Source organism: Pseudomonas sp. DR48 (assembly GCF_019823085.1).
Lineage (GTDB): Bacteria > Pseudomonadota > Gammaproteobacteria > Pseudomonadales > Pseudomonadaceae > Aquipseudomonas.
Genome location: NZ_CP081946.1, coordinates 3,419,423 through 3,443,020 on the forward strand (window position 1 = coordinate 3,419,423; position 23,598 = coordinate 3,443,020).

The 23,598-nt window shown below is 58.8% G+C and carries 22 protein-coding genes, 1 tRNA gene and 1 pseudogene; 7 read left to right on the forward strand and 17 right to left on the reverse strand.

Translation table 11 applies throughout. From position 1 onward, the window contains the following. Positions 1-105: 105 nt before the first annotated feature. Together K5K95_RS15415 and K5K95_RS15420 are read right to left on the reverse strand one after the other, a co-directional pair. Entirely contained in the window at positions 106-645 is a 540-nt protein-coding gene (locus K5K95_RS15415; protein ID WP_222590349.1) for an AidA/PixA family protein, read from the reverse strand. A gap of 123 nt (positions 646-768) precedes the next feature. Further along, positions 769-1,272 carry an inclusion body family protein gene (locus K5K95_RS15420; RefSeq protein WP_090181110.1) on the reverse strand — a complete coding sequence of 168 codons (504 nt, stop codon included), beginning with the start codon at positions 1,270-1,272 and terminating at the stop codon, positions 769-771. Positions 1,273-1,716: 444 nt separating this feature from the next. On the opposite strand from K5K95_RS15420, the gene K5K95_RS15425 reads away from it, so the two are divergent. Together K5K95_RS15425 and tam are read left to right on the forward strand one after the other, a co-directional pair. Further along, positions 1,717-2,046 (forward strand): YXWGXW repeat-containing protein, encoded by a 330-nt coding sequence (locus K5K95_RS15425; RefSeq protein ID WP_222590119.1) that lies wholly within the window; start codon positions 1,717-1,719, stop codon positions 2,044-2,046. Between the two features lie 104 nt (positions 2,047-2,150). Further along, a complete protein-coding gene (tam, locus tag K5K95_RS15430) occupies positions 2,151-2,921 on the forward strand; it encodes a trans-aconitate 2-methyltransferase (protein WP_222590120.1) in 771 nt (256 codons plus the stop codon). A 71-nt stretch (positions 2,922-2,992) separates the two neighbouring features. Here tam and K5K95_RS15435 read toward each other — a convergent pair whose 3' ends face one another. Further along, positions 2,993-3,331 carry a hypothetical protein gene (locus K5K95_RS15435; protein ID WP_222590121.1) on the reverse strand — a complete coding sequence of 113 codons (339 nt, stop codon included), beginning with the start codon at positions 3,329-3,331 and terminating at the stop codon, positions 2,993-2,995. Positions 3,332-3,794: 463 nt separating this feature from the next. On the opposite strand from K5K95_RS15435, the gene K5K95_RS15440 reads away from it, so the two are divergent. Genes K5K95_RS15440 through K5K95_RS15460 form a run of 5 tightly spaced genes read left to right on the forward strand, consistent with a single transcriptional unit; the run spans position 3,795 to position 8,832 of the window. After that, complete coding sequence (locus tag K5K95_RS15440) at positions 3,795-5,273, forward strand: cytochrome c oxidase subunit II (RefSeq protein ID WP_222590122.1); 1,479 nt, start codon at positions 3,795-3,797, stop codon at positions 5,271-5,273. Positions 5,274-5,316: 43 nt separating this feature from the next. Then, entirely contained in the window at positions 5,317-7,092 is a 1,776-nt protein-coding gene (ctaD, locus tag K5K95_RS15445) for a cytochrome c oxidase subunit I (RefSeq protein WP_222590350.1), read from the forward strand. After that, on the forward strand, positions 7,089-7,781 hold the full coding sequence (locus tag K5K95_RS15450) for a heme-copper oxidase subunit III (RefSeq protein ID WP_222590123.1): 693 nt from the start codon (positions 7,089-7,091) through the stop codon (positions 7,779-7,781). The genes ctaD and K5K95_RS15450 overlap by 4 nt, the downstream gene beginning before the upstream one ends. 6 nt (positions 7,782-7,787) lie before the next feature. Then, positions 7,788-8,501, forward strand: a complete 714-nt coding sequence (locus K5K95_RS15455; protein WP_222590124.1) for a heme-copper oxidase subunit III family protein — start codon at positions 7,788-7,790, stop codon at positions 8,499-8,501. Positions 8,502-8,514: 13 nt separating this feature from the next. Continuing rightward, positions 8,515-8,832, forward strand: coding sequence for a cytochrome C oxidase subunit IV family protein (locus tag K5K95_RS15460; protein ID WP_222590125.1), 318 nt, complete (start codon positions 8,515-8,517; stop codon positions 8,830-8,832). Between the two features lie 51 nt (positions 8,833-8,883). Here the strand turns inward: K5K95_RS15460 and K5K95_RS15465 are convergent, their stop codons facing one another. The 14 genes and pseudogenes from K5K95_RS15465 to K5K95_RS15530 all read right to left on the reverse strand — a co-directional run bounded on the left by K5K95_RS15465 (position 8,884) and on the right by K5K95_RS15530 (position 23,597). Continuing rightward, positions 8,884-9,438, reverse strand: coding sequence for a magnesium transporter (locus K5K95_RS15465; RefSeq protein WP_222590126.1), 555 nt, complete (start codon positions 9,436-9,438; stop codon positions 8,884-8,886). 256 nt (positions 9,439-9,694) lie between these two features. Further along, positions 9,695-9,958 (reverse strand): short-chain dehydrogenase, encoded by a 264-nt coding sequence (locus tag K5K95_RS15470; RefSeq protein ID WP_222590127.1) that lies wholly within the window; start codon positions 9,956-9,958, stop codon positions 9,695-9,697. A gap of 435 nt (positions 9,959-10,393) precedes the next feature. Beyond that, positions 10,394-10,606 (reverse strand): annotated as a pseudogene (locus K5K95_RS15475) (type II toxin-antitoxin system HigA family antitoxin); the annotation flags it as partial. Between the two features lie 217 nt (positions 10,607-10,823). After that, positions 10,824-10,897 (reverse strand) — tRNA-Gly (locus tag K5K95_RS15480). A 161-nt stretch (positions 10,898-11,058) separates the two neighbouring features. After that, positions 11,059-11,943 carry an alpha/beta fold hydrolase gene (locus tag K5K95_RS15485; protein WP_208671674.1) on the reverse strand — a complete coding sequence of 295 codons (885 nt, stop codon included), beginning with the start codon at positions 11,941-11,943 and terminating at the stop codon, positions 11,059-11,061. A gap of 311 nt (positions 11,944-12,254) precedes the next feature. Beyond that, positions 12,255-12,947, reverse strand: a complete 693-nt coding sequence (locus tag K5K95_RS15490) for a pseudouridine synthase (RefSeq protein WP_222590128.1) — start codon at positions 12,945-12,947, stop codon at positions 12,255-12,257. A gap of 56 nt (positions 12,948-13,003) precedes the next feature. Beyond that, complete coding sequence (locus K5K95_RS15495) at positions 13,004-13,198, reverse strand: cysteine-rich CWC family protein (RefSeq protein WP_208671676.1); 195 nt, start codon at positions 13,196-13,198, stop codon at positions 13,004-13,006. Next, positions 13,195-14,694, reverse strand: a complete 1,500-nt coding sequence (locus tag K5K95_RS15500; protein ID WP_222590129.1) for a sensor domain-containing diguanylate cyclase — start codon at positions 14,692-14,694, stop codon at positions 13,195-13,197. The genes K5K95_RS15495 and K5K95_RS15500 overlap by 4 nt, the downstream gene beginning before the upstream one ends. A 189-nt stretch (positions 14,695-14,883) precedes the next feature. Further along, positions 14,884-16,656 (reverse strand): allophanate hydrolase, encoded by a 1,773-nt coding sequence (atzF, locus tag K5K95_RS15505; protein WP_222590130.1) that lies wholly within the window; start codon positions 16,654-16,656, stop codon positions 14,884-14,886. A gap of 24 nt (positions 16,657-16,680) precedes the next feature. Next, the gene (gene uca / locus K5K95_RS15510) at positions 16,681-20,322 is read right to left on the reverse strand and encodes an urea carboxylase (RefSeq protein ID WP_222590131.1); all 3,642 of its coding nucleotides are present in this window, start codon (positions 20,320-20,322) and stop codon (positions 16,681-16,683) included. Positions 20,323-20,605: 283 nt separating this feature from the next. Then, positions 20,606-21,247, reverse strand: a complete 642-nt coding sequence (locus tag K5K95_RS15515; RefSeq protein ID WP_090181133.1) for an urea amidolyase associated protein UAAP2 — start codon at positions 21,245-21,247, stop codon at positions 20,606-20,608. An 11-nt stretch (positions 21,248-21,258) separates the two neighbouring features. Next, on the reverse strand, positions 21,259-21,984 hold the full coding sequence (locus K5K95_RS15520) for an urea amidolyase associated protein UAAP1 (RefSeq protein WP_222590132.1): 726 nt from the start codon (positions 21,982-21,984) through the stop codon (positions 21,259-21,261). A 12-nt stretch (positions 21,985-21,996) separates the two neighbouring features. Further along, a complete protein-coding gene (locus tag K5K95_RS15525) occupies positions 21,997-22,785 on the reverse strand; it encodes an ABC transporter ATP-binding protein (RefSeq protein WP_222590133.1) in 789 nt (262 codons plus the stop codon). Next, positions 22,782-23,597, reverse strand: coding sequence for an ABC transporter permease (locus tag K5K95_RS15530; protein WP_222590134.1), 816 nt, complete (start codon positions 23,595-23,597; stop codon positions 22,782-22,784). Before K5K95_RS15530 ends, K5K95_RS15525 begins: the two co-directional genes overlap by 4 nt. Position 23,598 lies beyond the last annotated feature (1 nt).

Sequence of the window (23,598 nt, forward strand, 5' to 3'; positions counted from 1 at the left end):
ATCTTGCATTTAAAAAGATCAAGATCAAAAGATCGCAGCCTCGTTTCACTCGACAGCTCCTACCCAGCTCCTACCCAGGTCTTACCGAGCGCTGGCACCCATCGCTCAATGGGTCAGCTTCACCTCAACCGCCCAACTGAAATACCCCAACGCCTCGCAGTTTTTATCGATCAGCATGAAATTCAGTACGCACGCCTCGACCCCGGCGGCCAGTTGCGTGAAATGCCAATAATGATCATCCGCTGTGTGGCTGCCCGGTTTAGTCGGGTTTGCCGGATCGGGTGCGGGCACGGTCAGCTTGCTGTGGACCACCAGTTCAGGGGCCGACAGTACGCCGGCATCACCTACCGACATCTCGTAAAACACCACGCTGTGCTCGGCGAGCAAGCTGACGGTTCTGCCGCGTAGATGGAAGTTTTTTCCGTTTATGGCGGACAGATTCAATTTGCTGTCATTTATTGCATTTTTATTGGTGTGCGTGCCGCTGATGGCGAAGATGAAACCTTTCTCGATCACGGTCGGGTTTTGCGGTTCAAGACTGGGTTGCGGATAGCGTGACAGCAATGATTCGGCATCGACGATCAGCAGCACATTGTTGGCTGGCGCGATGCTGGATTCAGCGGATTTGATCGGTTCGGAAGTCATCATGGATTCCTTTCATGATGTTGGCTTAAAACGGCAACCGCTTCGGTTCATGCAGACATCCTGTTCCTGTCGAAGCGGCAACGTATTGGGCGAGCCCCTTGTCACCAAGGGGCCAGCTTCAGGTCAATTACGGATGGTAATGAACGGGTCCCACGAACAGCAGCCGACGATCTTGCAATCGCGATCCACGATCAGGAAGTGGAAGTGGTAGGTCACGCTGCCGCACGAAAGGGTTTCCGAGGACCAGTAATGGTTATCGACTTTCTGGCAGCTCGGCACCGACGGATTGCTGGTGTTGGGAACGGCGACACAGGCGGTAGCCTTGCGCGGCGTGGGGGTGGAGATCAATTCGTTGCCGACGTTGCCGATGAATTTGTAGAAAATGACCGCCGTCTCGAAGCTCTGCGACAGGCTGGTTTCACGCCAGCGAATCAGGTCGCCCACCTGGGCCTTCAAGTTGAGTTCGCCACCGGCCTGGCCATTGATGACGTTGTCCCGATTGGTCACCATGTACACATGATTGACGTCGATGAGTGTGGGCGAAGCAGGGTTTTTGCTGATGTTCGGGTAGTTTTTCAGAATGGTTTCGGTGTCGATGGAAACCAGTACATCCGTGACTCGAGACATAGTAAAGCTCCTTGTTCATAGTGAATGCCTGGCTTCTTTCCAGGCAAAACAACGTTTGCTTGCCTTGCGGCCGTTGCGCAAACACTACGGGCGGAACCCACCTGTCACGGGCATGAGCTGGCCTGGCTCCTTGCGTGAAAACTAACGGGTCGGGTTCCTTCCGACGGGCCGCGATTAGGACTATAGGTGCGAAATACAGGCTGTCAAAATTGCTGGCCTTGTCGATCGACGAACGGTCAAAAAAGTGATGGCTTGCGATGATTTGGCGATAAGGAAGCGCTCATTCAAACTCCCTTGTGCCGTCTGCGCCAAGTGAGGCCAGTTCAGGCAATAGACAGATATGACCTGTTAAAAAAGCAGTGAGCCAGGCAGGAGCAGGGCAGGAAAAAGGGGGCAATTTTTTGCTGGTTCACTCGATGTGGCGGTCAAGCCTGAGGAGGCAGCATGTGGTTACGTTACATGGCGTTAATGGCGGTGATGTTCACAGCTTCCGGTTGTGTGCAGGAGCGGGTGGTTCATGAGCGGCGTCCAGTGCCGCGTGAGTACGTCGAAGTCATTGCGCCGCAGGCACCGCCTGAGCGCGTGATCGAGGTCGAGCCGATGGCGCGTCCGGGGTACGTTTGGTCCCGGGGTTACTGGCGTTGGGACGGTGGGCGCTACGCCGCGGTTCATGGTCACTGGGTTGCGGAACGACCGGGCTATCGTTATGTGCATCCGCACTGGGAGCGGCGTAATGATGGCTGGTATTGGCAACGCGGAGGTTGGGTAAACTGATTTCTTGCGCCATAGGTTGGATAGGGCGGAGCGCCCGAACCGGAGTATCGTAGCAATCCGGTTGTGCGCCTCCGGCCACATCTACACACCGACAGGAGAACGCAATGAGTTGGTCCGCCAAACAATACGTCACTTTTGAAGATGAACGCACACGCCCGGCCCGTGACTTGCTCGCGGCGATCCCGCCCGTGGACGCGCGCTTGGCCATCGACATCGGTTGTGGCCCCGGCAATTCGACTCAACTGCTGGTCGAGCGCTTTGCCAATGCCACGGTGCGGGGCCTGGACAGTTCGGCCGATATGGTCGAGGCCGCCCGCAAGCGCTTGCCTCAAGTACGCTTCGACACTGCTGACATCGATACCTGGAACGAACCGGGTCCGTTCGATGTGATTTTCGCCAACGCGGTGCTGCAGTGGGTGCCTGATCACGCAACGCTACTGCCTGCGCTGGCTTCCCGGCTGACACAGGGCGGTAGCCTGGCGATTCAGATGCCCGACAACCTCAACGAGCCGTCGCACCGTTTGATGCGCGAAGTCGCTGCCGATGGCCCTTGGGTCAGCAAGTTGGCGGACGCCGCCGGGCAACGCACGGAAATGGCGAGCGCCAGCGATTACTACTCGATGCTGCGATCGCACTGTGCGCGAGTCGACGTGTGGCGCACCACCTACCATCACCCGCTCGCAGGTGGCGCGTCGGGGGTGGTCGAGTGGTTCAAGGGCAGCGGATTGCGGCCGTTTCTCGATCCACTGGATGAGGCGGAAAAGGCCCAGTACCTCAAGCAGTACCAAACGGCGATCGAGCGGGCTTATCCGCTATTGGCCGATGGTTCAGTGCTGCTACCGTTCCCTCGTTTGTTTATCGTTGCCACGCGTTGATGCGTTTACGGGACAGGCTGTGTGTCGCCTGTCCCTTTTTTGCGCACGAGTAGCCGAGTTTCCCGTCGTAGCTAATCAATCTGTTGATCAATCAAAACCGCATTGCTGTAGATCAAGCTACCGTCGCTTGCTCGATGCCCCACCAAATGAAACTGACCGCGCTCGAAGTGTATATAGACGCGCATCTGGCAGTCGGACAACGGGCCGTATCCCTCGGGCAAGATCAAATCCAATGTGTCCATGTCGACGTCGACCATGGCCTCAGGTTCATGGGTCTTCTGCAGACGTTCTTCAGCTTCCTCCAGTCTCAGACGGAGGGGGCCATCGACGTAAAAATGAATTTCACCTATTGGTTCCGACTTTTCCGCACCGTTGAGTTTGCACCGGCCTTCGATCGTCAAGGCACTCATGACGAAATCTCCGTTGTGGACGGCTGGGCTCTATAACGCTCCGCCGTCACTTGTCTGACCGCACTGCATAGGCAAGGATCTTTGCGGGCGCTTTAGCTGATCTTTGCCCTCCGTTATCAGACTGTAATTATAGCTGGCCGCCGGGCATCGTTTGCCCAAGCGGACTGTGTGCATATTCGGTCGTTAGTGAGCTGGCCGGATAACCAGTTAGTCCGAGTTAGATGTGTTACTCAGGAGTTACAGTCAGATATAGCGATTGGATTTTAAGTGCGCAAGTTGATGAGGAAGTTGGAATATTCAAACCTTTGGTAGGGGGTCGTGAAAGCGCCGGTTCTGCCCGTGAACTATACTTCCTGCGGACTTTGCCACTAAGAGAAGTGGTCGTTTCTGGCCTGTTTTGGCGTCAGATCCTGTGGCGATGCTCAGGCATGGCAATGAGTAACAGGAATAGGACAAAGGCAAAATGGCAATAGCAATTGTTCTTGTACTAATCGTTATTGCCTCCGTGCTATTCCACCTGTTAGCGCCTTGGCACGCGGCGCCGCCGGCATCCAACTGGGCATCGATAGACACCACGCTGTTCATCACCCTGGTCATTAGCGGGATATTTTTCATTGCTATCGTCGTCTTCATGGCGATAGCTATCCTACGTTTCCGTCATAAAAAAGGTTCCAGGGCTGCTTACCAGCCCGAAAGCAAACGGTTGGAATTCTGGCTGATTGTCGTGACGTCGATCGGCATTGCGGGAATGTTGGCGCCAGGTCTGGTTGTTTATAACGATTTTATCCGGGTGCCGAAAAATGCGTTTGAACTTGAGGTTGTCGCCCAGCAGTGGCAATGGTTTTTTCGTTTCCCGGGCAAGGACGGAAAGTTGGGGAAGTCGGACGTCAAGTTTGTGGATTCGGCCAATCCCCTCGGTCTCGATCCCAAGGATCCTGTTGGCCAGGACGATGTAATAGTCAGAAGTAGTGAAGTTCGTCTTCCGCTCAATCAGCCGGTGAAAGTCTTATTACGTTCGAAAGATGTTCTGCACGATTTTTATATACCGCAAATGCGCAGCAAGATGGACATGGTGCCGGGGATGGTGTCGTACTTCTGGTTTACGCCGACGGTCATCGGCAAGTATGAAATCCTGTGCGCCGAGTACTGTGGTATCGGCCATTACAATATGCGCGGCGATGTGATCGTCGAGGACCAGGCCGCTTTCGCCCAGTGGCTGAGCAGCCAGCCGACTTTTGCCCAGACAATGGTGACTGCGGCCAAGCCCAGTCGAGACAGTCTGCTGGAAAAAGGTCGCCAGCTGGTCGAGCACTATGGCTGCCGTGCCTGCCATAGCCAGGATGGCAGTGCCAGCCTCGGCCCGGGATGGAAGGGCCTGTACGGTCGCACTGAACAACTGGCCGATGGCACCAGTGTGCAGGTCGATGACGCCTACCTGAAAGAGTCAATCCTCGATCCAAAGGCCCGCCTGGTGCAGGGCTACCCGCCAGTGATGGTGGCCTATACTCTCAATGACGATGAACTGGGTGCTGTCATTGCCCTGATCAAATCGCTGGGTGCCGGGCAGCCAGCCGAAGAACCCTCTTCCGGCGAAGCATCGGGCCCGGGTGACGACCTCGCGACACAGGGCCAACGGCTGGCGCAGTCGCTCGGTTGTCTGGCCTGCCACAGTGTCGATGGCAGCAAGGGCATTGGCCCCAGTTGGCAGGGTTTGTATGGCAGGACGGAAACCCTTTCCGACGGTTCGAGCATCAAGGTCGACGAGAACTACTTGAAAGAATCGGTTCTCAATCCAAGTGCCAAAATCGTCAAGGGCTATGCCGCCGTCATGCCGCCCTTTACGCCAAGCGACAAGGAGCTGAGCGCCCTGATCGCTTTCATCAAATCCAAAGCGAACGCTGACGCTGATGCGAGCAAGGCTGAGCCAGGGAAGTCGCCGTAAAGCAGCCAGACACTCACTGAAACTTCGGCAGGAGGATGATGTGATGGCCTATGCGGAGCAAGCCGAAACAGAAGCACTGCACGAGCCTAAAAGTTTCCTGACCAAATATATCTGGAGTCAGGACCACAAGGTCATTGCCATTCAATATTCGCTGACGGCGCTGTTCGTGGGGCTTGTCGCGCTGGTGTTGTCCGGCTTGATGCGCATACAGATAGGTTTCCCCGGCAGTTTGGCGTTCATGGATGCCAGTACTTATTATCAGGCGATGACCATGCACGGCATGATCATGGTCATTTATTTGCTGACGGCGTTGTTCCTGGGGGGCTTCGGTAACTATCTGATCCCGTTGATGGTGGGCGCCCGCGACATGGTCTTTCCCTACGTCAACATGCTGAGTTACTGGTTCTACCTGGTGGCGGTAGTGGTGCTGCTCGCCGGTTTCTTTGTGCCGGGCGGCCCCACGGGTTCGGGCTGGACGCTTTACCCACCGCAGTCCATCACCCAGGGCACACCGGGCGTGGAGTGGGGCATCGTCCTGATGCTCGTCTCACTGGCGATTTTTATCGTCGCGGCCACCATGGGCGGGTTGAACTACGTCACCACCGTGCTGCAGGCGCGCACGCACGGCATGACATTGTTTCGCATGCCACTCTCTGTCTGGGGCATCTTCATGGCCTCGATCATGGCCTTGCTGGCGTTTCCGGCGTTGTTCGTCAGTGCGGTCATGATGCTGTTCGACAAACTGTTGGGCACCAGCTTTTTTATGCCGGCGATCGTCTCTCTGGGGCAACAGCTCAATCACCAAGGCGGCAGCCCCATCTTGTTCCAGCATCTGTTCTGGTTCTTTGGCCATCCAGAGGTGTACATCGTTGCGCTTCCGGCGTTTGGCCTGGTCTCCGATTTGATCAGCACCCATGCGCGCAAGAATATCTTCGGTTATCGAATGATGGTGTGGGCCATTATTGCGATTGGCGTCCTGAGTTTTGTGGTGTGGGCGCACCATATGTATGTCAGCGGAATGAACCCTTACTTCGGCTTTTTCTTCGCCGTCACCACGTTGATTATTGCGGTGCCAACGGCACTGAAAGTTTATAACTGGGTGCTGACCCTATGGCACGGCGACATTCATCTGACCGTGCCGATGCTGTTTGCCCTGGCCTTTATCGTGACCTTTCTGGTCGGAGGCCTGACCGGGTTATTTCTCGGTAATGTGATCGTGGATATTCCGCTCTCGGACACGTATTTCGTGGTGGCCCATTTTCATATGGTGATGGGTGTCGCACCGGTCCTGGTGGTATTCGGCGGGATTTATCACTGGTTCCCGAAAGTCACCGGGCGCATGTTGAATGACACCCTGGGCAAATTGCATTTCTGGATTACCTTCCTGGGCACTTACGCCATCTTCTTTCCCATGCACTACCTGGGTTTCCAGGGCATGCCACGCCGTTACTACGCGTATGACAACTACGCGTTCATTCCACAATCGGCGCACGAGTTGAATGCCTTTATAACGGTGGTCGCGTTGACCGTTGGCGTTTCCCAGTTGCTGTTTGTGTTCAACCTGGCCTGGAGTGTCTTTAAAGGCAAACCCGCAGGCAGTAATCCCTGGGGCGCGGCCAGCCTGGAATGGCAAACGCCGAACACCCCGCCCGTACACGGCAACTGGGGCGCGAAGCTGCCAGTGGTGCATCGCTGGGCCTATGACTACAGCGTGCCGGGGATCGAGCAGGATTTCGTTCCGCAAACAGTCTCCGCCGAGGAGCTGGAGCAGATGCGGCAACGGGATGCTGGAACCCGAATAGCGGACGTTAAAACATGAGCAGGCTGCTATTAAAAAACGCCGATGACGCTGACCCCGGCGGCAGTTGGAATAGCGATCCGCAGGGTGCTGAGGCGGGTGAGGGTGCCGATCGAGAACAGATCGCCAAAACAGGTCTGCGCTTGTTTCTGGCGGTGGTCAGCTCGTTGTTTTTTCTGTTCTTGCTCGCCTTTATCGCCCGTTCACAGATGACCGACTGGTTACCCCTGACAGATCCCGTGGCGCCGCTGGCCAACCCATGGCAGCTGTGGGTGAACTCGGCATTTCTGGCGTTGAGTTGCATCGCATTGCAGTGGGCGCGCATGGCTGCTCGTCGAGGCCGCTTGAACTCAACGGTCATGGCTTTTTTGTTGGGAGGCGTGTTTGCAATTGTCTTTCTGACGGGGCAGTTCAGGGTCTGGCAACAGTTTGTCGCCTGGGGTTATTTTGTCGCCGGCAACCCGGCCAACAGCTTCTTCTACCTGTTGACCGGCGTGCACTGGCTGCACTTGCTGGGCGGGTTGATTGCCTGGGGCAGAACCGTCGGTAAATTCCTGTCTCGCGTGCCGTTGTCGCAACTCAGCACCAGCGTGGAACTCTGTGCCATTTATTGGCATTACCTATTGGCGCTTTGGTTCGTGCTATTCGCCCTGCTGACCAGCACGCCACAAACCTATGAAGCCCTCGCCAGACTCTGCGGCTTGAGGTGATCAGCCATGGCATCGCACCCACCAGTTCCCATCGAGTCAAGTTCAGCCAATCCCCTCGGATCGTCACTGGCACCCGGATGGCAAGGCATCGCCGGCGACTGGGCCTCGGATAAGGAGGCCTTCAAGCAAGTGCCCTGGGGCAAGGCGATGATGTGGATATTCCTGCTCAGCGACACGTTTATCTTCACCTGTTTTTTAACCGGCTACATGTCGGTACGCATGACCATCACCACGCCTTGGCCAAACCCCAGTGAAGTGTTCGCGTTGACCATTGGCGGCCGGGAAATCCCGCTGATTCTGATCGCCATCATGACGTTCGTGCTGATCAGCAGCAGCGGCACCATGGCCATGGCCGTCAACTATGCCTATCGCCGTGATCGTGCGAAAACCACAGCGCTGATGCTGGCGACCGCTGCTCTGGGCGTGACCTTCGTCAGCATGCAGGCATTTGAATGGACCAAGCTTATCGGAGAAGGAGTCCGTCCCTGGGGGAACCCCATGGGCGCTGCGCAATTTGGTGCCTGCTTTTTCATGATTACCGGGTTTCACGGGCTGCATGTGTCAATCGGCGCCCTCTACCTCAGCATTGTGGCGAGGAAAGTATTGCGCGGCGATTACGAGCAATCCGGCAACTATCAGAACGTCGAGATAGCCGGACTTTACTGGCACTTCGTGGACTTGGTCTGGGTGTTTATTTTTGCTTTCTTCTATTTATGGTAGAGGAGCACTGGTGATGGCGCATGCTCAAGGTCAACAACATCCAATCAGCTTGTACCTTAAAATCTGGGGTCTGTTATTTGTCCTCAGCACCCTGTCGTATCTTGTCGACTACTTCCATTTCCACGGCTACGTCAGGTGGTTCCTGATCATCACGTTCATGTTGTTAAAGGCCGGTTTGATTGTCTCCATCTTCATGCACATGGCCTGGGAACGATTGGCCATGGTCTACGCGATCCTGGTGCCACCGTTGTGTTTGCTGGTGCTTGTCGGACTGATGGCCACCGAGGCCGATTATGTTTTTCTCAGCCGGGTGATTTTCTTCGGACATTAAAAAACGCCCGGACGCCTTTAGCTTCCAGGGACTGACTGATAACGAATGCCGCTATATGGTTCGCTTGAACTGATGCCACCGATGCAGCCAGGCGACTGTCCAGTGAGGGGCTGCCGCTCCCGTACCGGCGATCTCCAGCAGTGGATGATGTTCAATAACGCCGTCCAAAACCGGCTCCTGATTCGGCTCGACATCCACGAAGAAGATATGTTTTCCCTCGGCCACGACCTGTTTAAAACTGCGGAAGTGAGCGTTCGGCACTTGTATGCCAAAGAAGCCGCCTTCCCAGATGCAGAAGCCAAGTACAACAAGGGCAAGAAATACAAAAGGCATCCAGCCGGCAGCGGATTCGGTCCAGCCCAACCAATAGGCCGCGCCAAGAACCAGTGCCGCGAGCGGTATTCCAACCAGCGCACCAATTTCCCCGGAGTGGACGACATCCTGCTCCATTAACGAGTTGATCTCGTGAAGGTGATGTTGTTCGACTTCGGCGATGTGTTCGCTGAGCACGTGGATTTGTTCGGAGTTGATGCCGCTGGCTTCCAGTTCGTTTTCAACGGCTTCAAGATCGTCGAGGTTGTTGCTGATGTAATAGTGACGGTTCATGCCACACCTCCTATCCCGTGCTTGCCCAAGACCCCCCTCTGTCTTGAAGCTGTTCGCCGAGATTTGCAGTCGGTATCAGTACCCGCGGGCAACGTTTCACGCTTGTTTCAGGCCTAAAAAAGTATAGCACTGCATAGTGTGCAGGCATGGGGGCGGGGGGAGGTGGCCCGGGTTCACAGCAGCCCAATCCAGCACACGGTGCTGGCGCTATAAACGCAAAGGACGCCCCGAAAGGCGCCCCAGATTCACGTCACAACTATTCCGCATCCATGCGTCGAGCAATGACATCCAGCACATCGCAACCGTCGCGCAAGGGCACGCAGCAGAGCAACGCAAAGTCGCTGAGGATCACCGAGTCAGACGTGATGTCGCCTCGCATCGCAAGGTTTTCAAGAAGCTGCGTGACAGCCCGGATTCTGTAGCTGGCGGTGCTGAGCAGGGAATGCAGCGGTTGGGTGGTGTTTACGTAGAGCGAGGGAAGGTCGTCGGCGTTGCTGGTTAAAGCCATGTATTCGTTCATAAGTGATCACCATGTTAGAGGAGGACCTACCACTCAATCGTCGCCAAACAATGGGGTGGTAGCTGTACGCGGGTTGGCGAACCGGACCATGGTAAAACCGGCAGACCCTGAGGTCTCCCACGCACAGCCACCAAAAAAAGAGGCAGCCGAGTGCGTTCAAAAGCGCTCCGAGAAATCCTCGGAGGCTTCCGTACCATGGCATCGAGTCGCCAAACCCGATACGCCATTTTTGGCGCGGGTCGACTATAGACTTCATGGTGAAAACACAGCAATGCGCAAGTCTACGGACAATTCCCACCGTAGTGTAGGACCTTGCCTTTTCGATAATTGGCCACTTTCGTGCCACTAGCGAGTGGGTTCTCGACAGGTAATGGCAGGCGTTGATTGATCATCCAGGATGAAAAATCAGCGGTTCACTGAATCCTGTTCTCAATGAGTCAGGCCTTGCTGATCCATACGGAATTTAAGAGCCTCAATCGGATCGGACGGCGGCATCGGATAATGCTCGTCTTCGTACTTTTCGATGAGCAGCGCCAGAGTTTCCAGATCATCACCTTCAGGCGAACCAATGCCTGCCCCCCACAACTGCTCCACTCGAGCAAACGCAGTGTTCAAGTCTTCTTGGTTGAGAATTAGCTTAAGGTTCATTCCACGATCTCCGCGTTGATCTGCTCGTACAGGGCAAAGGGTGCAGAGAAAACCGTTACTAGGGCAAGAAAAACGCTAACAAAACACCTGTTTTGCGCGAAAACGTTAATTTCCGCCTTGAAACACAAACCCCAGACATAAAAAAACCGGCCATCAAGGCCGGTTTTTTCTTTACCTGCATCCCCCGTCAAAAAACAACGTGAGACCTGAATTCAATTGGAGCGGGTGAAGGGAATCGAACCCTCGTTATCAGCTTGGGAAGCTGGAGTAATGCCATTATACGACACCCGCTCAGAGCGGCTGACTTTGTACCAGATGTGCGCGTGGAAATGAAGTTTTTCTTTGCGCGCGATGCGTTGGGTGCAGGTGAAACGGTCTATCACGGGCAAGCCTCGTGCCTACAGGAATGCATTCAACACTGTGGGGCGAAGCTTGCTCGTGATGACGCTGTTTCAGATGGCCAATGCATGTTGGTCCTGGACGTAGTGGTAACGCGGTCGGCTGGCGTGCTGCGCCGGTTTCAGGAAGCCCAGCAGTGCCTCGCGGCTGTCTCGGCAAGCGGCTTTGTGTTCCATGTCGAGAAAGTGCCCGGTGGCCTGCAAGGTGCTGAAGGTGGCGTGTTGCACGTGGTTGGCGAACAACCGGGCGCCATCGGCGGCGGTGTATTCGTCCCATTCGCCGTTCATGAACAGCACGGGCACGTTGATTTTCTCAGCTGCTTTGAGGAAGCACTGACGATCGCTGTGCAGCAGGTCGCTGATGTGGAAGTGCATCTGACCGTATTCATGTTCGGCCAGGCTGCTGACGTGGCGATAGTTGAAGCGCTTGAACAGCGTCGGCAGGTGTTTGCCGATGGTGCTGTTCACAAGGTTGCCGACCCGGTCGCCGTCCCGGCTGCCGAGGTAGTCGATGCCGCGCTCGAGGTAGTCGAGCATGTGCGCATTGATCTCCGGAGAGAACGAGCTGATCACGGCTTTTTCGATGCGTCGTGGCTGGTGAGCAAGAGCGACCAGGGTCGCGGCGCCTCCCCAGGAAAACGACAGCACGTGTTCGGCGGCGAAGTGGTCGATCAGCTCCAGGAGGATCTGCCCTTCGACTTCCTTGGTCAGCAATTTTTCATGCAGGTTGTGGGCTTTTGACTTGCCCGCGTAGGGCTGGTCGTAGCAGACCACATTGAACTGCGGGTGAAGGTTTTTCACGGTTTGTGCAAACGACGCAGTCGTGGCCATCGAGCCGTTGACCAAGATAATGGTCTTCTCTGCGGCGTCTGCGCGATAGAACTCCGTGTAAACCCGATACTGACCCTGTATATCCAGCACAGCGATTTCTGGCCTCATGTCATAAGACTCCTGGCAAGCGGGTATGCGCGCAAATGAGATTGCACGAGCTTTGTGACAGGTAGGCATACGCCTGGAATTTGGAGGCCCATGTCGATCCGTACTGCAGGTCGACGGGTATTATTATTGGCGGGCAGTCTGCCGGTCTGAGGCGGAACCTGAGGGTTCTCTAACCGGCAAAAAGTTTCTTAGAAGTATGTTGTGACTCGTCAGTCACATTTCGGCTGACGACCTGATTCAAGCAGGGGAGACGGCATCACGCAAGTGCCTTTCGTAAATTGTTCGACAACTTCTGCTGAGCGGTAGGCTGCTTAGATCAATTGAATCTCTTCGGTGCGCAACGGGCGGTACTCGCCCGGTTTTAGCGCGTTATCGAGCACCAGCGGGCCCATGCTCTCACGGTGCAGGCGCAGCACTTTGTTGTCGAAGTGGCCGAACATTCGCTTCACCTGATGGTAACGACCTTCGACGATGCTCAGTCGAGCGGACGTGGGGCCGAGCACGTCCAGCCCGGCCGGCTGCGTGGTCAGATCCTCGAAGGCAAAGTACAGCCCCTCAGCGAATTTCAACGCATATTGCGGGCCGATCGCTTGCTCGGTCTCGACGTAGTAAATCTTGGGCAGCTTGGTCTGCGGCTGGGTCAGGCGTCGCGACCAGCTGCCGTCATTGGTGATCAGCATCAGGCCGGTGGTGTTGAAATCCAGGCGGCCGGCGATGTGCAGGTCTTCCTTGTCCGGCTCCTGGATCAGGTCGAGGACAGTCGGGTGTTGCGGGTCGCGGGTGGCGCTGACGCAGCCGGGCGGTTTGTGCAGCATGAAATAGCGTGCGGGCTTGCCGACTTGCAGCACATCCCCATCGACCTCGACGCGGCTGAACTCCAGCACTTGGGCATGCGGGTCGCTGACGACTTTTCCGTCGATCCGCACGCGTTTTTCCACCAGCAACAGGCGGACCTGTTGACGGTTGAAACGCGGCAGATTGCTGAGGAAACGGTCAACGCGCATGACGAAGGATCAGTGGTAAAAGGGCGCGTATCTTACGTGATCGACCGAGAGGTTGCTTACAACTGCGCCTCGACCTCGGCACAGCGTGGGCACAGGCAGGATTTATTGCGCAGTTCCGCGGGCAACGCTTCGAGCACCGCAGGGTCGATGCTGACGCCAAAGCACCAGCACGTTTGATCGACGGTTCGCGGGTCCGCCAGGGTGCAGGCGTTGGAGGCGCCGCAGGCCGGGCACAGGTCAGGATTATTCATGTAGGACTGTATTCATAACTGGAGTGAGGCATTTCCACGCACGTTCGGTTGCGGCCGGCTTGCTTGGCCCGGTACATCGCATGATCGGCCCGAGAGAGCAGGGTGTGCAAGGTTTCATCGACTTGCAAGGTGGTCAGGCCGATGCTGACTGTCAGCTGCAGTTCCTTTCCGTTGTAGGCATAACGCTGCTGTTCGACGTGCTGGCGAATTTTCTCGGCGATCATCAGACCGGTCTCACCGTCGGTGTCCTTGAGCAGCACGATGAACTCTTCGCCGCCCCAGCGGCAGACAATGTCGGAGTGGCGCAGGCAACTCTCCAGGTCCCGGGCGAAGCCGATCAGCACCTGATCGCCGGCCAAGTGACCGTAGGTGTCGTTCAAGGCCTTGAAGTGATCCAGGTCCAGCAACAACGCCGTCAGCGGCTTGGGCTCGCGTTGGGCTTCGTGCATGGCTTGCGCGGCCAGCAGGTCGAAGCCGCGACGGTTCGGCAATTCGGTCAGGCTGTCGAGTGTCGCTTGCGCCTGGATCTTGCCCTGATAGCGCTTGATCACCCGGTTGAGCAGGGCCAGCACGATCAGCGTGACCAGCAGGCAGATCAGCAGGTTGAGGTACAGCGACTGACGGATTTCATTAAGCGCGCCGTCTTCGCGTTTATCGACAAACAGGTACCAGTTCAATTCCGGAATGAACCGCACGTTGAGGAAATGTCCCTGGCCGTGGGCGGAATATTCGTAACTGCCGCTGTGGGGTTTGGGCAGCTGGCTGACCAGCCCCTTCATGCTGTCCAGTTCGTCGAGTTTCTGGCCGATATGCGCGCCTTGTGGGCCGCCCTCGGCGCCGGTGAGCACCAGGCGTCCGAAGTTGTCGACGAAGTACACACTGCGCTGGTAACGCTGCTGGTATTTGTCGATCAGCTTGATGACCGCATCGACCGTCAGGCCGACGCCCGCCGCGCCAATGAAGCGGTTGTTGTAGTCGTAGACCTTGTAGTTGATGAAGAAGGTCAGGTTGTCCTTGTTGGCGAGGTCCGGGTCGACATTGATCTCGTAGGGATCGGCCATGTCGCGCACGCGGAAATACCAGGCGTCGCGCGGCTCAGTGGATTTGACCTGCTTGAGTACGCCCTTGGCGTGGTAGTACGTGAGGCTGGTGTTGGAAACGAAAAATGCGGTGTAGGCGCCGTAGTGCGTCATGACCTCGTTGAGGTAACGGGTCATTTTATCGGGGTCTTGCTCACCGTTTACCACCCAGTCACGCATGAAGGTGTCGCGGGACATCATCGAGGAAATCAGGATCGGTCTGACCAGGTCTTTCTGGATTTCCGAGTAGACCGTGTCGGACGTCAGCGGCAGTTCGGTGTTGACGATGTTGTCGCGGATCGACGCTCGCGAGGCGTAGTAGCTGAGGAAGGACGTGGCCAGGAAACCTGCGCCCAGCAACGCGATGAGCGTGAGGACCAACGAGCGTTGTGAATACAGCGACGAGCGAAGCGGCATGACGTTTCCGTTGGCAGTAACCCGATGGCAGGCATTCTAATGGCACTGCCGGAAAATAACTGCTCCATGTGCGCCGAGCGCGGTCCTTGTAGGAGTGAGCCTGCTCGCGATAGCGTCGCATGAGTCGACATCTGTGTTGGATGTGCTGACGCCATCGCGAGCAGGCTCACTCCTACAGGGGGGCGGTATTTAGCTCAGGGATTGCAGATACGCACGCCATCCGCCTAGATGACTGATATTGACGGCCCCCTCCAACCCATACGCCTCACAGATAAACCCGCTCTCCCAGCGCCCATCCGCCAGTTGCACCTTACCCAACCCCAGCGGCGCTGGAATCCCGGTCAGGAACGAGCCCAGTTCACTGCTCGGCAACTCCCAAACCTCCACTGCAATGGCCACGCCGCCATCCTTCACCCGAACCATCCCCGGACGAAACGGCGGCCCACCGGCCAATGCATACAGTTGATAGTCCGGTGAGCTGATCGTGGTCTCGACCAACCGAGCCCCGCGCCGCTTCAGTTGCCAGTTCAATGCCAGCCCGTCCAGATGCGCGCCGCACACCACCAGGCGTGCACGGTCATTGCGGGCGACCGTCGTCGGTGCAGGCTCGGCCGAACCCCGCTGGAACGCATCTGCCACGCTCAACAGATATTGATCGGTAAACGCCCGGCCAAACAGCGTCACGCCCCACGGCAGACCATTGCCCATGAAGCCGCTTGGCACCGCAACGGCGGCGTAATCGAGCAGGTTCATGAAGTTGGTGTAGTAACCCAGTTCCGAATTGCGCAGGACCGGTTCGGCGGCCAGTTCCGCCAGCGTAACCGGGCGGCCGATGGTCGGCGTGACGACGCAGTCGAGCCCTTCCAGCGCCTTGTCGCACAGCGCCTTCAAGGCTTGCAGCCGATACTGGGCGCGGAAGGTCTGCACGCCCGTCACCGCCGGAGCCTTGGCCAGCACGGCGCGGATCACGGGCAACACGGCTTGCGGATTTTGCTCCATCAACTCGCCGGCCACGCTGTAACGCTCGGCCACCCACGGACCTTCATAGAGCAGGCGCGCAGCCTCAAGGAACGGCGACAGATCGAACTCCACCGCTTCGCCGCCCAACGCCTTGAGCTGATCGATGGCATCACCGAACAGCAGTGGTCCTTCAGGGCAGCCGAAGAACTCCAAGTCCTGCGCACGAGGCACGCCGAAACGGAAGGGGCGCGGTGCGCCGAACGCCGAGCCGTCATTCCACAGCGGATTGCTGCGGCTGTATTCATCACGCGGGTCGAGGTGCGCGGTGAGCGCGAGCAACTGGCTGGCTTCCCGAGCCGTCGCGGTAAACGTCGTCACGCAATCGAGGGTGCGGCAGGCCGGCACCACGCCCGCCGTTGAGATCAGCCCTTTGGTCGCTTTAAGGCCGACCAGATTGTTCAGCGCCGCCGGGACTCGCCCGGAGCCCGCCGTGTCCGTGCCCAGCGAAAAACTCGCCACGCCCAGCGCGACCGCCAGCGACGAGCCGGCACTCGAACCGCCCGACGGATATTCTGGCAACACACTGTTGGGGCACGCGCCATATGGCGAGCGGCTGCCGTTCAGCCCGGTGGCGAACTGGTCAAGATTGGTCTTGCCCAAAGGGATCGCGCCCAAGGCCAGCAGTTGTTCGACGATGGTCGCCGAACGTTCCGGCACATAAGCAAAATCAGGACACGCTGCGGTCGTCGGAATGCCCGCCAGGTCGATGTTGTCCTTGATCGCGAATGGCACGCCGTACAGCGGCAGGCTGTCGAGTTCGCGGCCGTCGAGGGCCGCCAGATACGGTTCCAGTTCTTCAACACTGAGCAAATGGATGAACAGGTGATAGTCCGGGTTCAGCGCCGCGGCTTTGTCGCGCAGGCTCAGCAGCAGTTGCCGAGGCGTGGTGCTGCCGTCGCGGTAAGCGCTGCGCAGGGCGTCGAGTTGCAGATTGATGTTCATGGCTTGATCCTTTTCAAAATGGCTTCAGTCGAGTTCCAGCACCACGACGCGCTGTCCGGCGCGCACCGCCGAACCCGGTTGCACACGAATCTCGCGCACCACGCCGGCGAGGGGCGCGAGCAGCGGAATTTCCATCTTCATCGACTCCAGAATCACCAGCACATCGCCGGCCTCAACCCGGCTGCCGGTCTCTACCTGCACCTGCCAGAGATTGCCGGCGATGTGGCTGTCGACGCTCATTTCACCGCTGGTCAGCGGCGCGTCCTCTGTCACTTGCGCGATCAGCTCTTCACTGTCGAAGTGCGCCTGGCCGCTGGCGATCCAGCGTTCGCGTTCAGCGTTGAACGCGCCTTGTTGCTGATCGCGGAAGGCGGCGATGGTCTCGGCTTCTTTCGCCAGGAAAGCCTGGTAGTCCGCCAGGTTCAACTGGCTGTGCTCGATGTTCAGCTCGAAGCGCCCGAGGGGGAAATCGCGACGGATGCGCAGCAGTTCATCGGCACTGACCGGGTAGAAACGGATCTGGTCAAAAAAGCGTAGCAGCCACGGTTTGCCATCGAACGCCGCGACTTCGCGGTAGCGGTTCCACATCTGCAACGTACGGCCGACGAACTGATAACCGCCGGGGCCTTCCATACCGTAGACGCACATGTAGGCGCCGCCGATGCCCACCGAGTTTTCGGCGGTCCAGGTGCGAGCCGGGTTGTACTTGGTGGTGACCAGCCGATGGCGCGGATCGAGCGGGGTGGCGACCGGCGCACCGAGGTAAACGTCGCCCAGGCCCATCACCAGATAGCTGGCGTCGAACACCGTGCGCTGCACTTCGTCGAGGTTCGGCAGGTCGTTGATGCGGCGTATGAACTCCAGATTGCTCGGGCACCACGGTGCGTCCTTGCGCACGGTGGTCATGTATTTTTCGATTGCCAACTGGCAAGCCGGATCATCCCAGGACAGAGGCAAATGCACGATGCGCGACGGCACTTGCAGGTCTTTGGCGGCGCACACGGCGTCCCATTCTCCGGCAACGATGCCGAGCAGATCGGCCAGCGGCAGTTGCTCGGGTTGGTAGTGCACTTGCAGCGAGCGAATGCCGGGCGTGAGGTCGATGACGCCGTGCAGGTGTTTGCTTTCCAGCGCTTGCATCAGGGCGTGGGCGCGGAAGCGCAGGACCAGGTCCAGTTCAGGTGCGCCGATTTCCAACAGCAGGTGAGTGTCACCCGACAACCTGGCAACCAGCCGCGTATCCCCCTGACCCAAATCCAACACCACGGGCGACACAATTCCTTGTGGGAGCGGGCTTGCTCGCGAAAGCGGTATGTCAGATACATCAGTGTTGACTGGCCCGGCCTCTTCGCGAGCAAGCCCGCTCCCACAAGGGGTATTCCATTTCAAGGCGAGGTTGCGGGCGGTTTTGATGTCGATCGGTGAGAACTGGACTTTGTCCCCCGCCTTCAGTTGCCCCAGCTGCCAAAGGTCCGCCTCGATCACCGTCACCGGGCACACGAAACCGCCCAGGCTTGGGCCATCCGGCCCCAGGATTACCGGCATGTCCCCGGTGAAATCCACCGCGCCAATGGCATACGGATTGTCATGGATGTTCGACGGATGCAGCCCGGCTTCGCCACCGTCGGCACGCACCCATTCAGGCTTGGGCCCGATCAAGCGCACACCGGTGCGGCTGGAATTGAAATGCACTTCCCACTGGGTCGCGAAAAACGTGCCGATGTAGTTTTCGGTGAAGTATTCCGGCGCACCATGGGGACCGTAGATCACCCGGATCTGCCGCACGGCAGGTAACTCGGTGATGTGTTGCAGTTGCTGACCGACACCACGGTCAATCAACGCAGGCACGTGCAACACGTCACCCGCGCGCAGCGCGCGACCGCCGTGCCCGCCAAACTGTCCCAGCGTGAACGTGCTTTTGCTCCCCAGATAATCCGGCACTTGCAGGCCACCGCGCAGGCACAAGTAGCTGCGTGCGCCGGCACCGGCAATCGTGCCGAGGCTTAACGTGGCACCGGCCGGAATCAGCAGTGCCGTGTTCATTGCAACGGTTTCACCGTTCAACGTCAGTGGAATCTGCGCGCCGGTCACCGCCACCACCGCGTCGCAGTTGAAACGCAGCAAGGGCCCGCTCATGGTGATTTCAAGCGCGGCGGCGCCTTCGTCGTTGCCCAGCAAAAGGTTGCCCAGGCGTAGAGCGCGACTGTCCATCGGTCCCGACGGCGGCACGCCCACCGCCCAGTAGCCGAGACGGCCGGGATAGTCCTGGACGCTGGTCTGGGTGCCGGCGCTGAGCACCTCAAAGGTGTTGGCCTGATACACCAGACCTTCGAGGCAACGGGTCCACGGCTGACCGCTGGCGAACGGCACATCCTGCAGAATCTGCCGCAGGTAATCGCGATTGGTTTCCACGCCATAGAGCAGGCTGTCACCCAACGCCTGATGCAAATCGGCGCGGGCTTCTTCGCGGGTCGGGGCCCAGCTGATGACCTTGGCGATCATCGGATCGAAGTACGGTGGAATCTCGCAACCGGCCTCGACCCACGTGTCGATGCGCAGCTGTTTGCCATCGGCGGTCGGGAAGTTCACAGCGGTCAGCAAACCCGGGCTCGGCTGAAAATCGCGGCCCGGGTCTTCGGCGTAGAGCCGTGCCTGAATCGCATGACCGTCGGCCTTCAAGCCCCGGCTCAACTCGCTCAATGGCGGCAAGTCACCGGCCGCCAGTTCCACCATCCAGCGCACCAGGTCCACGCCCCACACTTGCTCGGTGACACCGTGTTCCACTTGCAGGCGGGTGTTCACTTCCAGGAAATAGAAACGCTGGTCTTCGCTGTCGAAGACAAATTCCACGGTGCCGGCGCTGCGGTAGTTGACTGCTTTTGCCAGCTTGATCGCCGCCGCACACAACTCATCGGCCATCCCCTCTGGCAGGTTCGGCGCCGGGGTCTCTTCGAGGACTTTCTGGTTGCGCCGTTGCACCGAACAATCGCGCACGCCGAGGGCAATCACTTCGCCGCGACCGTCGCCGAACACCTGGACTTCAAGGTGCCGGGCGCGCTGGATGTATTTCTCGATGAACACACCGGCGTCGCTGAAATTGTTCTGGCCGAGGCGCTTCACCGCTTCAAAGGATTCGCTCAACTCGGCTGCGCTGCGGCACACGCGCATGCCGATGCCGCCACCGCCGGCGGTGCTCTTGAGCATCACCGGGTAGCCGACCTGTTCGCCGGCGATCAAGGCCGCGTCGAGGCTGTCGAGCAGCTCGGTGCCTTCGAGCATCGGCACGCCGTGTTGTTTGGCCAGGGCACGTGCGGTGTGCTTGAGGCCGAACACCCGCAGCTGCTCCGGGGTCGGGCCGATGAAGGCGATGCCAGCCGCTTCGCAGGCTTCGGCGAACGCGGCGTTTTCTGAGAGGAAGCCGTAGCCGGGGTGGATCGCCGTGGCACCGGTAGAAGTGGCGATGGCAAGGATTTTATCGACCGCCAGGTAGGTGCCGGCGGCGGCGCCTTCACCGAGGCTGTGGGCTTCGTCGGCTTGCAGGATGTGCAAGCTGGCGGCATCGGCTTCGGAGTAAACGGCGACGCCCTTGACCTGCAATTCGCGCAGCGTGCGCAGGATGCGGCAGGCGATAGCGCCACGGTTGGCAATCAGGACTTTTTCGAACATGGCATAACCCCTGAAGGGGATGCGGGCCGTCCCGCAGTTTTTCGATGAGCGCCGGGGTCGTCCCCGACGGAAAAATCACTTCTCTTCAGACCACCACCGACCCCTGTGGGAGCGGGCTTGCTCGCGAAAGCGGCGTATCAGTCGACATCAATTTTGAATGTGATGACCTCTTCGCGAGCAAGCCCGCTCCCACAGTGGGATTAGTGGTGTACATGAGTTTTGAGGCACTGGCCCGAACGCGCCTGGCACAACGCAAACAACCACCGCCGCAACTGCGCCATTTTCAGTTCCATACCAGCAACTCCGCAGGGGTCGGGTTGTAGGCATTGCACGGGTTGTTCAACTGCGGGCAGTTGGAAATCAACACGATCACGTCCATCTCGGCCCGCAGGTCGACGTATTTGCCCGGCGCCGAAATGCCGTCTTCAAACGTCAGCCCGCCGTCCGCCGTGACCGGCACGTTCATGAAGAAATTGATGTTCGGCCCGATGTCGCCCTTGCCCAGCCGTCCGTCGTGGACACAGGCGCGCAGGTAGTTGTCGCGGCAGCTGTGCATGTAGCGTTTTTCCAGTGCGTAACGCACGGTGTTGCTCTCCTGCGCGCAGGCGCCGCCGAGGGTGTCGTGACGGCCGCAGGTATCGGCGACGATGGTCAGCATCGGTTTGCCGAGGTTGGAATACAGCACGCTGCCGGTGCTCAAATAGACGCTGTTCTGCCGGCGCAAAGTCCGCTGCACGTCGTAGCGTTCCTTCGGGTTGGCGACGCTGTAGAACAAGGTGTCGACGGCCTGGTTGCCTTCCAGATCGAGGATGCGCAGGGTCTGGCCGGCCTTGACCTCCATCAGCCAGGGTTCGCCAGCGGGGATGGTGGCGCGATAGACCGCCGTTTCTGGATGCTTGTGCGTGGTAGCGATGGCGAGTGACATGGCAGCGATCCTCAGGCGAACAGACGGTCGGTGTTGATGAAGCCGCGCTCGTTTTCCGGGCGCGAGGTGCGGCAATGTTCGGCGACGCTGGCGTCGGCGTTCATCCAGCTCAGCTTCAATGGTTTCGGTGCGTATTGCGGCGACGGGTCCATCGGGTGTTGCAGCGCGGTGAGCACCACCAGCGTGTCCATTGGCGCGTACAACTCGATGTAGTCGCCGGCCTTGGAATTGCCTTCGACAAAATGGAAACGCCCGGCTTCATCGACGTTGACGCGGCTGAACAAGTTGAGGGTCATCAGCAAATCCGACAGGCCCAGGCCCCACTTGCCCAGTTCCACCAACAGGTTGTCGGTGCCGTTGCGGAAGAAGCCGTTGCGCAGTTCCTGATAGCGGCCGGCGCCGTACTTTTCAGCGACTTCTTCGGCGCAGAGCACGCCGCCGAGGCTGTCGCTCCAGCCGCAGGTGTCGGCGGTGATGGCGGCCAGGACGCGGCCCATGTCCGAGTACAGGCAATGGCCGCCAGTGAGTTTGGCGGTGTGTTGGCATTTGAGGCTGTCGGGCAGGTTCAGGCGTTCGGTTTTTTCGTTGGCGTTGAGCAGCGTCAGGCTGACGTTGGCGCCGCCGCGCAGGTCGGTCAGGCGCAGCAATTGGCCGCGCTTCAACACGAACGAGCGATGACCGCCGCCGGGGAGCATTTCTTCGGCGAAGGGTGGGAACAGTTGAGTCGAATCCGTCATTTCAAAATTCCTCTAAGCGATACGAAGCGTGCCTGCCAGGGCTTGCGGCAGGGCGTCGACGGCGGCGCGATTGACGCGGCGGTCGCTGTTCAAAGGGATGTCGTAGGTGATGCGCGCGCCATAGGCGCCGGGGGCGTGCGGGTCGACGCGGACCTTGTCGAACACCAGCAGGCGCGTGCCGAGGCTGAAACCTTCGGACAGGTCATGGGTGACCATGAACACGGTCAGTTGCGTCTCGCGCCACAGCTCCAGCAGCAAGGCGTGCATGTCTTTGCGGATGCCCGGATCGAGAGCGCCGAACGGTTCGTCGAGCAGCAACACCCGGGGTTTCATGATCAGCGCCTGGGCGATCGCCAGTCGTTGCTGCATACCGCCGGAGAGCTGCGCCGGGTATTTATCCAGCGAATGGCCGAGGCCGACTTTGTGCAGCAGCACCGAGGCCTGTTCCCGGGCCTCGCGTTTGGCGCTGCCGAACAAGCGTCCGAGCAGCGGTGAGCGTGGCAGTTCGAGGCCCAGAGCGACGTTGTCCAGCACTGTCAGGTGCGGGAACACCGAGTAGCGCTGAAATACCACGCCACGGCTGGAATCCGGCTCGCCGGCCAGGGCGTGGCCGTCGAGCAGAATCTCACCGCGACTGGCGCGTTCCTGGCCGAGCAACAGCCGCAGGAAGGTCGATTTGCCGCAACCCGAGGCGCCGACCAAGGTGCAGAATTCACCCTCGTTGACGCTCAGGTTCAGCCCTTCGAGCACCACCTGATCGGCGTACTGCTGCCAAACGTTTTTGACTGTGATGAAACTCATGCGCGAGCCCCCTCATACCAGGGAAAGGCGCGCTGGGTCAGGCGTTTCAGACCCCAATCCATCAGCCAGGCGAGCAGCGTGATCCAGACCACGTACGGCAGGATCACGTCCATCGCCAGATAGCGACGCACCAGGAAAATCCGGTAGCCGAGACCGTCAGTGGAGGCGATGGCTTCGGCGGCGATCAGGAACAACCACGCCGAGCCGAGCATCAACCGCAGCGAGATCAACAGGCGAGGTAACAGCTGTGGCAGCACCACGCGCAGCATCAAGGTCCAGGTCGAAGCGCCCAACGTCTGGGCCTTGATCAGCAACTCGAGCGGAATTTCCCGGGCGCGCTGTTCCAGATCACGGGCCAGTGCCGGGGTGATACCGATCACGATCAGCATCACTTTCGACAATTCCCCCAGCCCGAACACGATGAACAGAATCGGCAGGATTGCCAGTGGCGGCACCATCGACAGCACGGTCAGCAGTGGCGACAACGGTGCGCCAAACAGCGGCAAGGTACCGGCGGCAATGCCCAGGCACAGCCCGGCCAACGCACTGATGCCGAGGCCGATGGCCAGACGTCGCAGGCTGGATGCGGTGTCTTGCCACAGTACGTATTCACCGGTGCGGCTGTCGGCGGTGAACGCCAGGCGTTGGACCGCGTCGGTCATTTGCACGGCGCTCGGCAGCAGTTTGTCGTTGGGGTTGTCCGTCAGTCGCTCGGCCGAGCCCATGAAGTAGGCGAACAGCACCAGGGCGAACGGCAGGATCACCAACAGCAAGCGACTCGGGCGATCCGGGTGGCGATTGATCAGGCGCATG

Excerpts from the sequence above, each read along its gene's own strand:
- K5K95_RS15420 (WP_090181110.1), bottom strand. The coding sequence starts at position 1,272 with ATGTCTCGAGTCACGGATGTACTGGTTTCCATCGACACCGAAACCATT.
- K5K95_RS15455 (WP_222590124.1), top strand. The coding sequence starts at position 7,788 with ATGGCATCGCACCCACCAGTTCCCATCGAGTCAAGTTCAGCCAATCCC.
- K5K95_RS15485 (WP_208671674.1), bottom strand. The coding sequence starts at position 11,943 with ATGAGGCCAGAAATCGCTGTGCTGGATATACAGGGTCAGTATCGGGTT.
- K5K95_RS15470 (WP_222590127.1), bottom strand. The coding sequence starts at position 9,958 with ATGAACGAATACATGGCTTTAACCAGCAACGCCGACGACCTTCCCTCG.
- K5K95_RS15450 (WP_222590123.1), top strand. The coding sequence starts at position 7,089 with ATGAGCAGGCTGCTATTAAAAAACGCCGATGACGCTGACCCCGGCGGC.
- ctaD (WP_222590350.1), top strand. The coding sequence starts at position 5,317 with ATGGCCTATGCGGAGCAAGCCGAAACAGAAGCACTGCACGAGCCTAAA.
- tam (WP_222590120.1), top strand. The coding sequence starts at position 2,151 with ATGAGTTGGTCCGCCAAACAATACGTCACTTTTGAAGATGAACGCACA.
- K5K95_RS15435 (WP_222590121.1), bottom strand. The coding sequence starts at position 3,331 with ATGAGTGCCTTGACGATCGAAGGCCGGTGCAAACTCAACGGTGCGGAA.
- K5K95_RS15515 (WP_090181133.1), bottom strand. The coding sequence starts at position 21,247 with ATGTCACTCGCCATCGCTACCACGCACAAGCATCCAGAAACGGCGGTC.
- K5K95_RS15460 (WP_222590125.1), top strand. The coding sequence starts at position 8,515 with ATGGCGCATGCTCAAGGTCAACAACATCCAATCAGCTTGTACCTTAAA.
- K5K95_RS15500 (WP_222590129.1), bottom strand. The coding sequence starts at position 14,694 with ATGCCGCTTCGCTCGTCGCTGTATTCACAACGCTCGTTGGTCCTCACG.
- K5K95_RS15440 (WP_222590122.1), top strand. The coding sequence starts at position 3,795 with ATGGCAATAGCAATTGTTCTTGTACTAATCGTTATTGCCTCCGTGCTA.
- K5K95_RS15425 (WP_222590119.1), top strand. The coding sequence starts at position 1,717 with ATGTGGTTACGTTACATGGCGTTAATGGCGGTGATGTTCACAGCTTCC.
- atzF (WP_222590130.1), bottom strand. The coding sequence starts at position 16,656 with ATGAACATCAATCTGCAACTCGACGCCCTGCGCAGCGCTTACCGCGAC.
- K5K95_RS15495 (WP_208671676.1), bottom strand. The coding sequence starts at position 13,198 with ATGAATAATCCTGACCTGTGCCCGGCCTGCGGCGCCTCCAACGCCTGC.
- K5K95_RS15415 (WP_222590349.1), bottom strand. The coding sequence starts at position 645 with ATGACTTCCGAACCGATCAAATCCGCTGAATCCAGCATCGCGCCAGCC.
- K5K95_RS15490 (WP_222590128.1), bottom strand. The coding sequence starts at position 12,947 with ATGCGCGTTGACCGTTTCCTCAGCAATCTGCCGCGTTTCAACCGTCAA.
- K5K95_RS15525 (WP_222590133.1), bottom strand. The coding sequence starts at position 22,785 with ATGAGTTTCATCACAGTCAAAAACGTTTGGCAGCAGTACGCCGATCAG.
- K5K95_RS15520 (WP_222590132.1), bottom strand. The coding sequence starts at position 21,984 with ATGACGGATTCGACTCAACTGTTCCCACCCTTCGCCGAAGAAATGCTC.
- K5K95_RS15530 (WP_222590134.1), bottom strand. The coding sequence starts at position 23,597 with ATGCGCCTGATCAATCGCCACCCGGATCGCCCGAGTCGCTTGCTGTTG.
- uca (WP_222590131.1), bottom strand. The coding sequence starts at position 20,322 with ATGTTCGAAAAAGTCCTGATTGCCAACCGTGGCGCTATCGCCTGCCGC.
- K5K95_RS15465 (WP_222590126.1), bottom strand. The coding sequence starts at position 9,438 with ATGAACCGTCACTATTACATCAGCAACAACCTCGACGATCTTGAAGCC.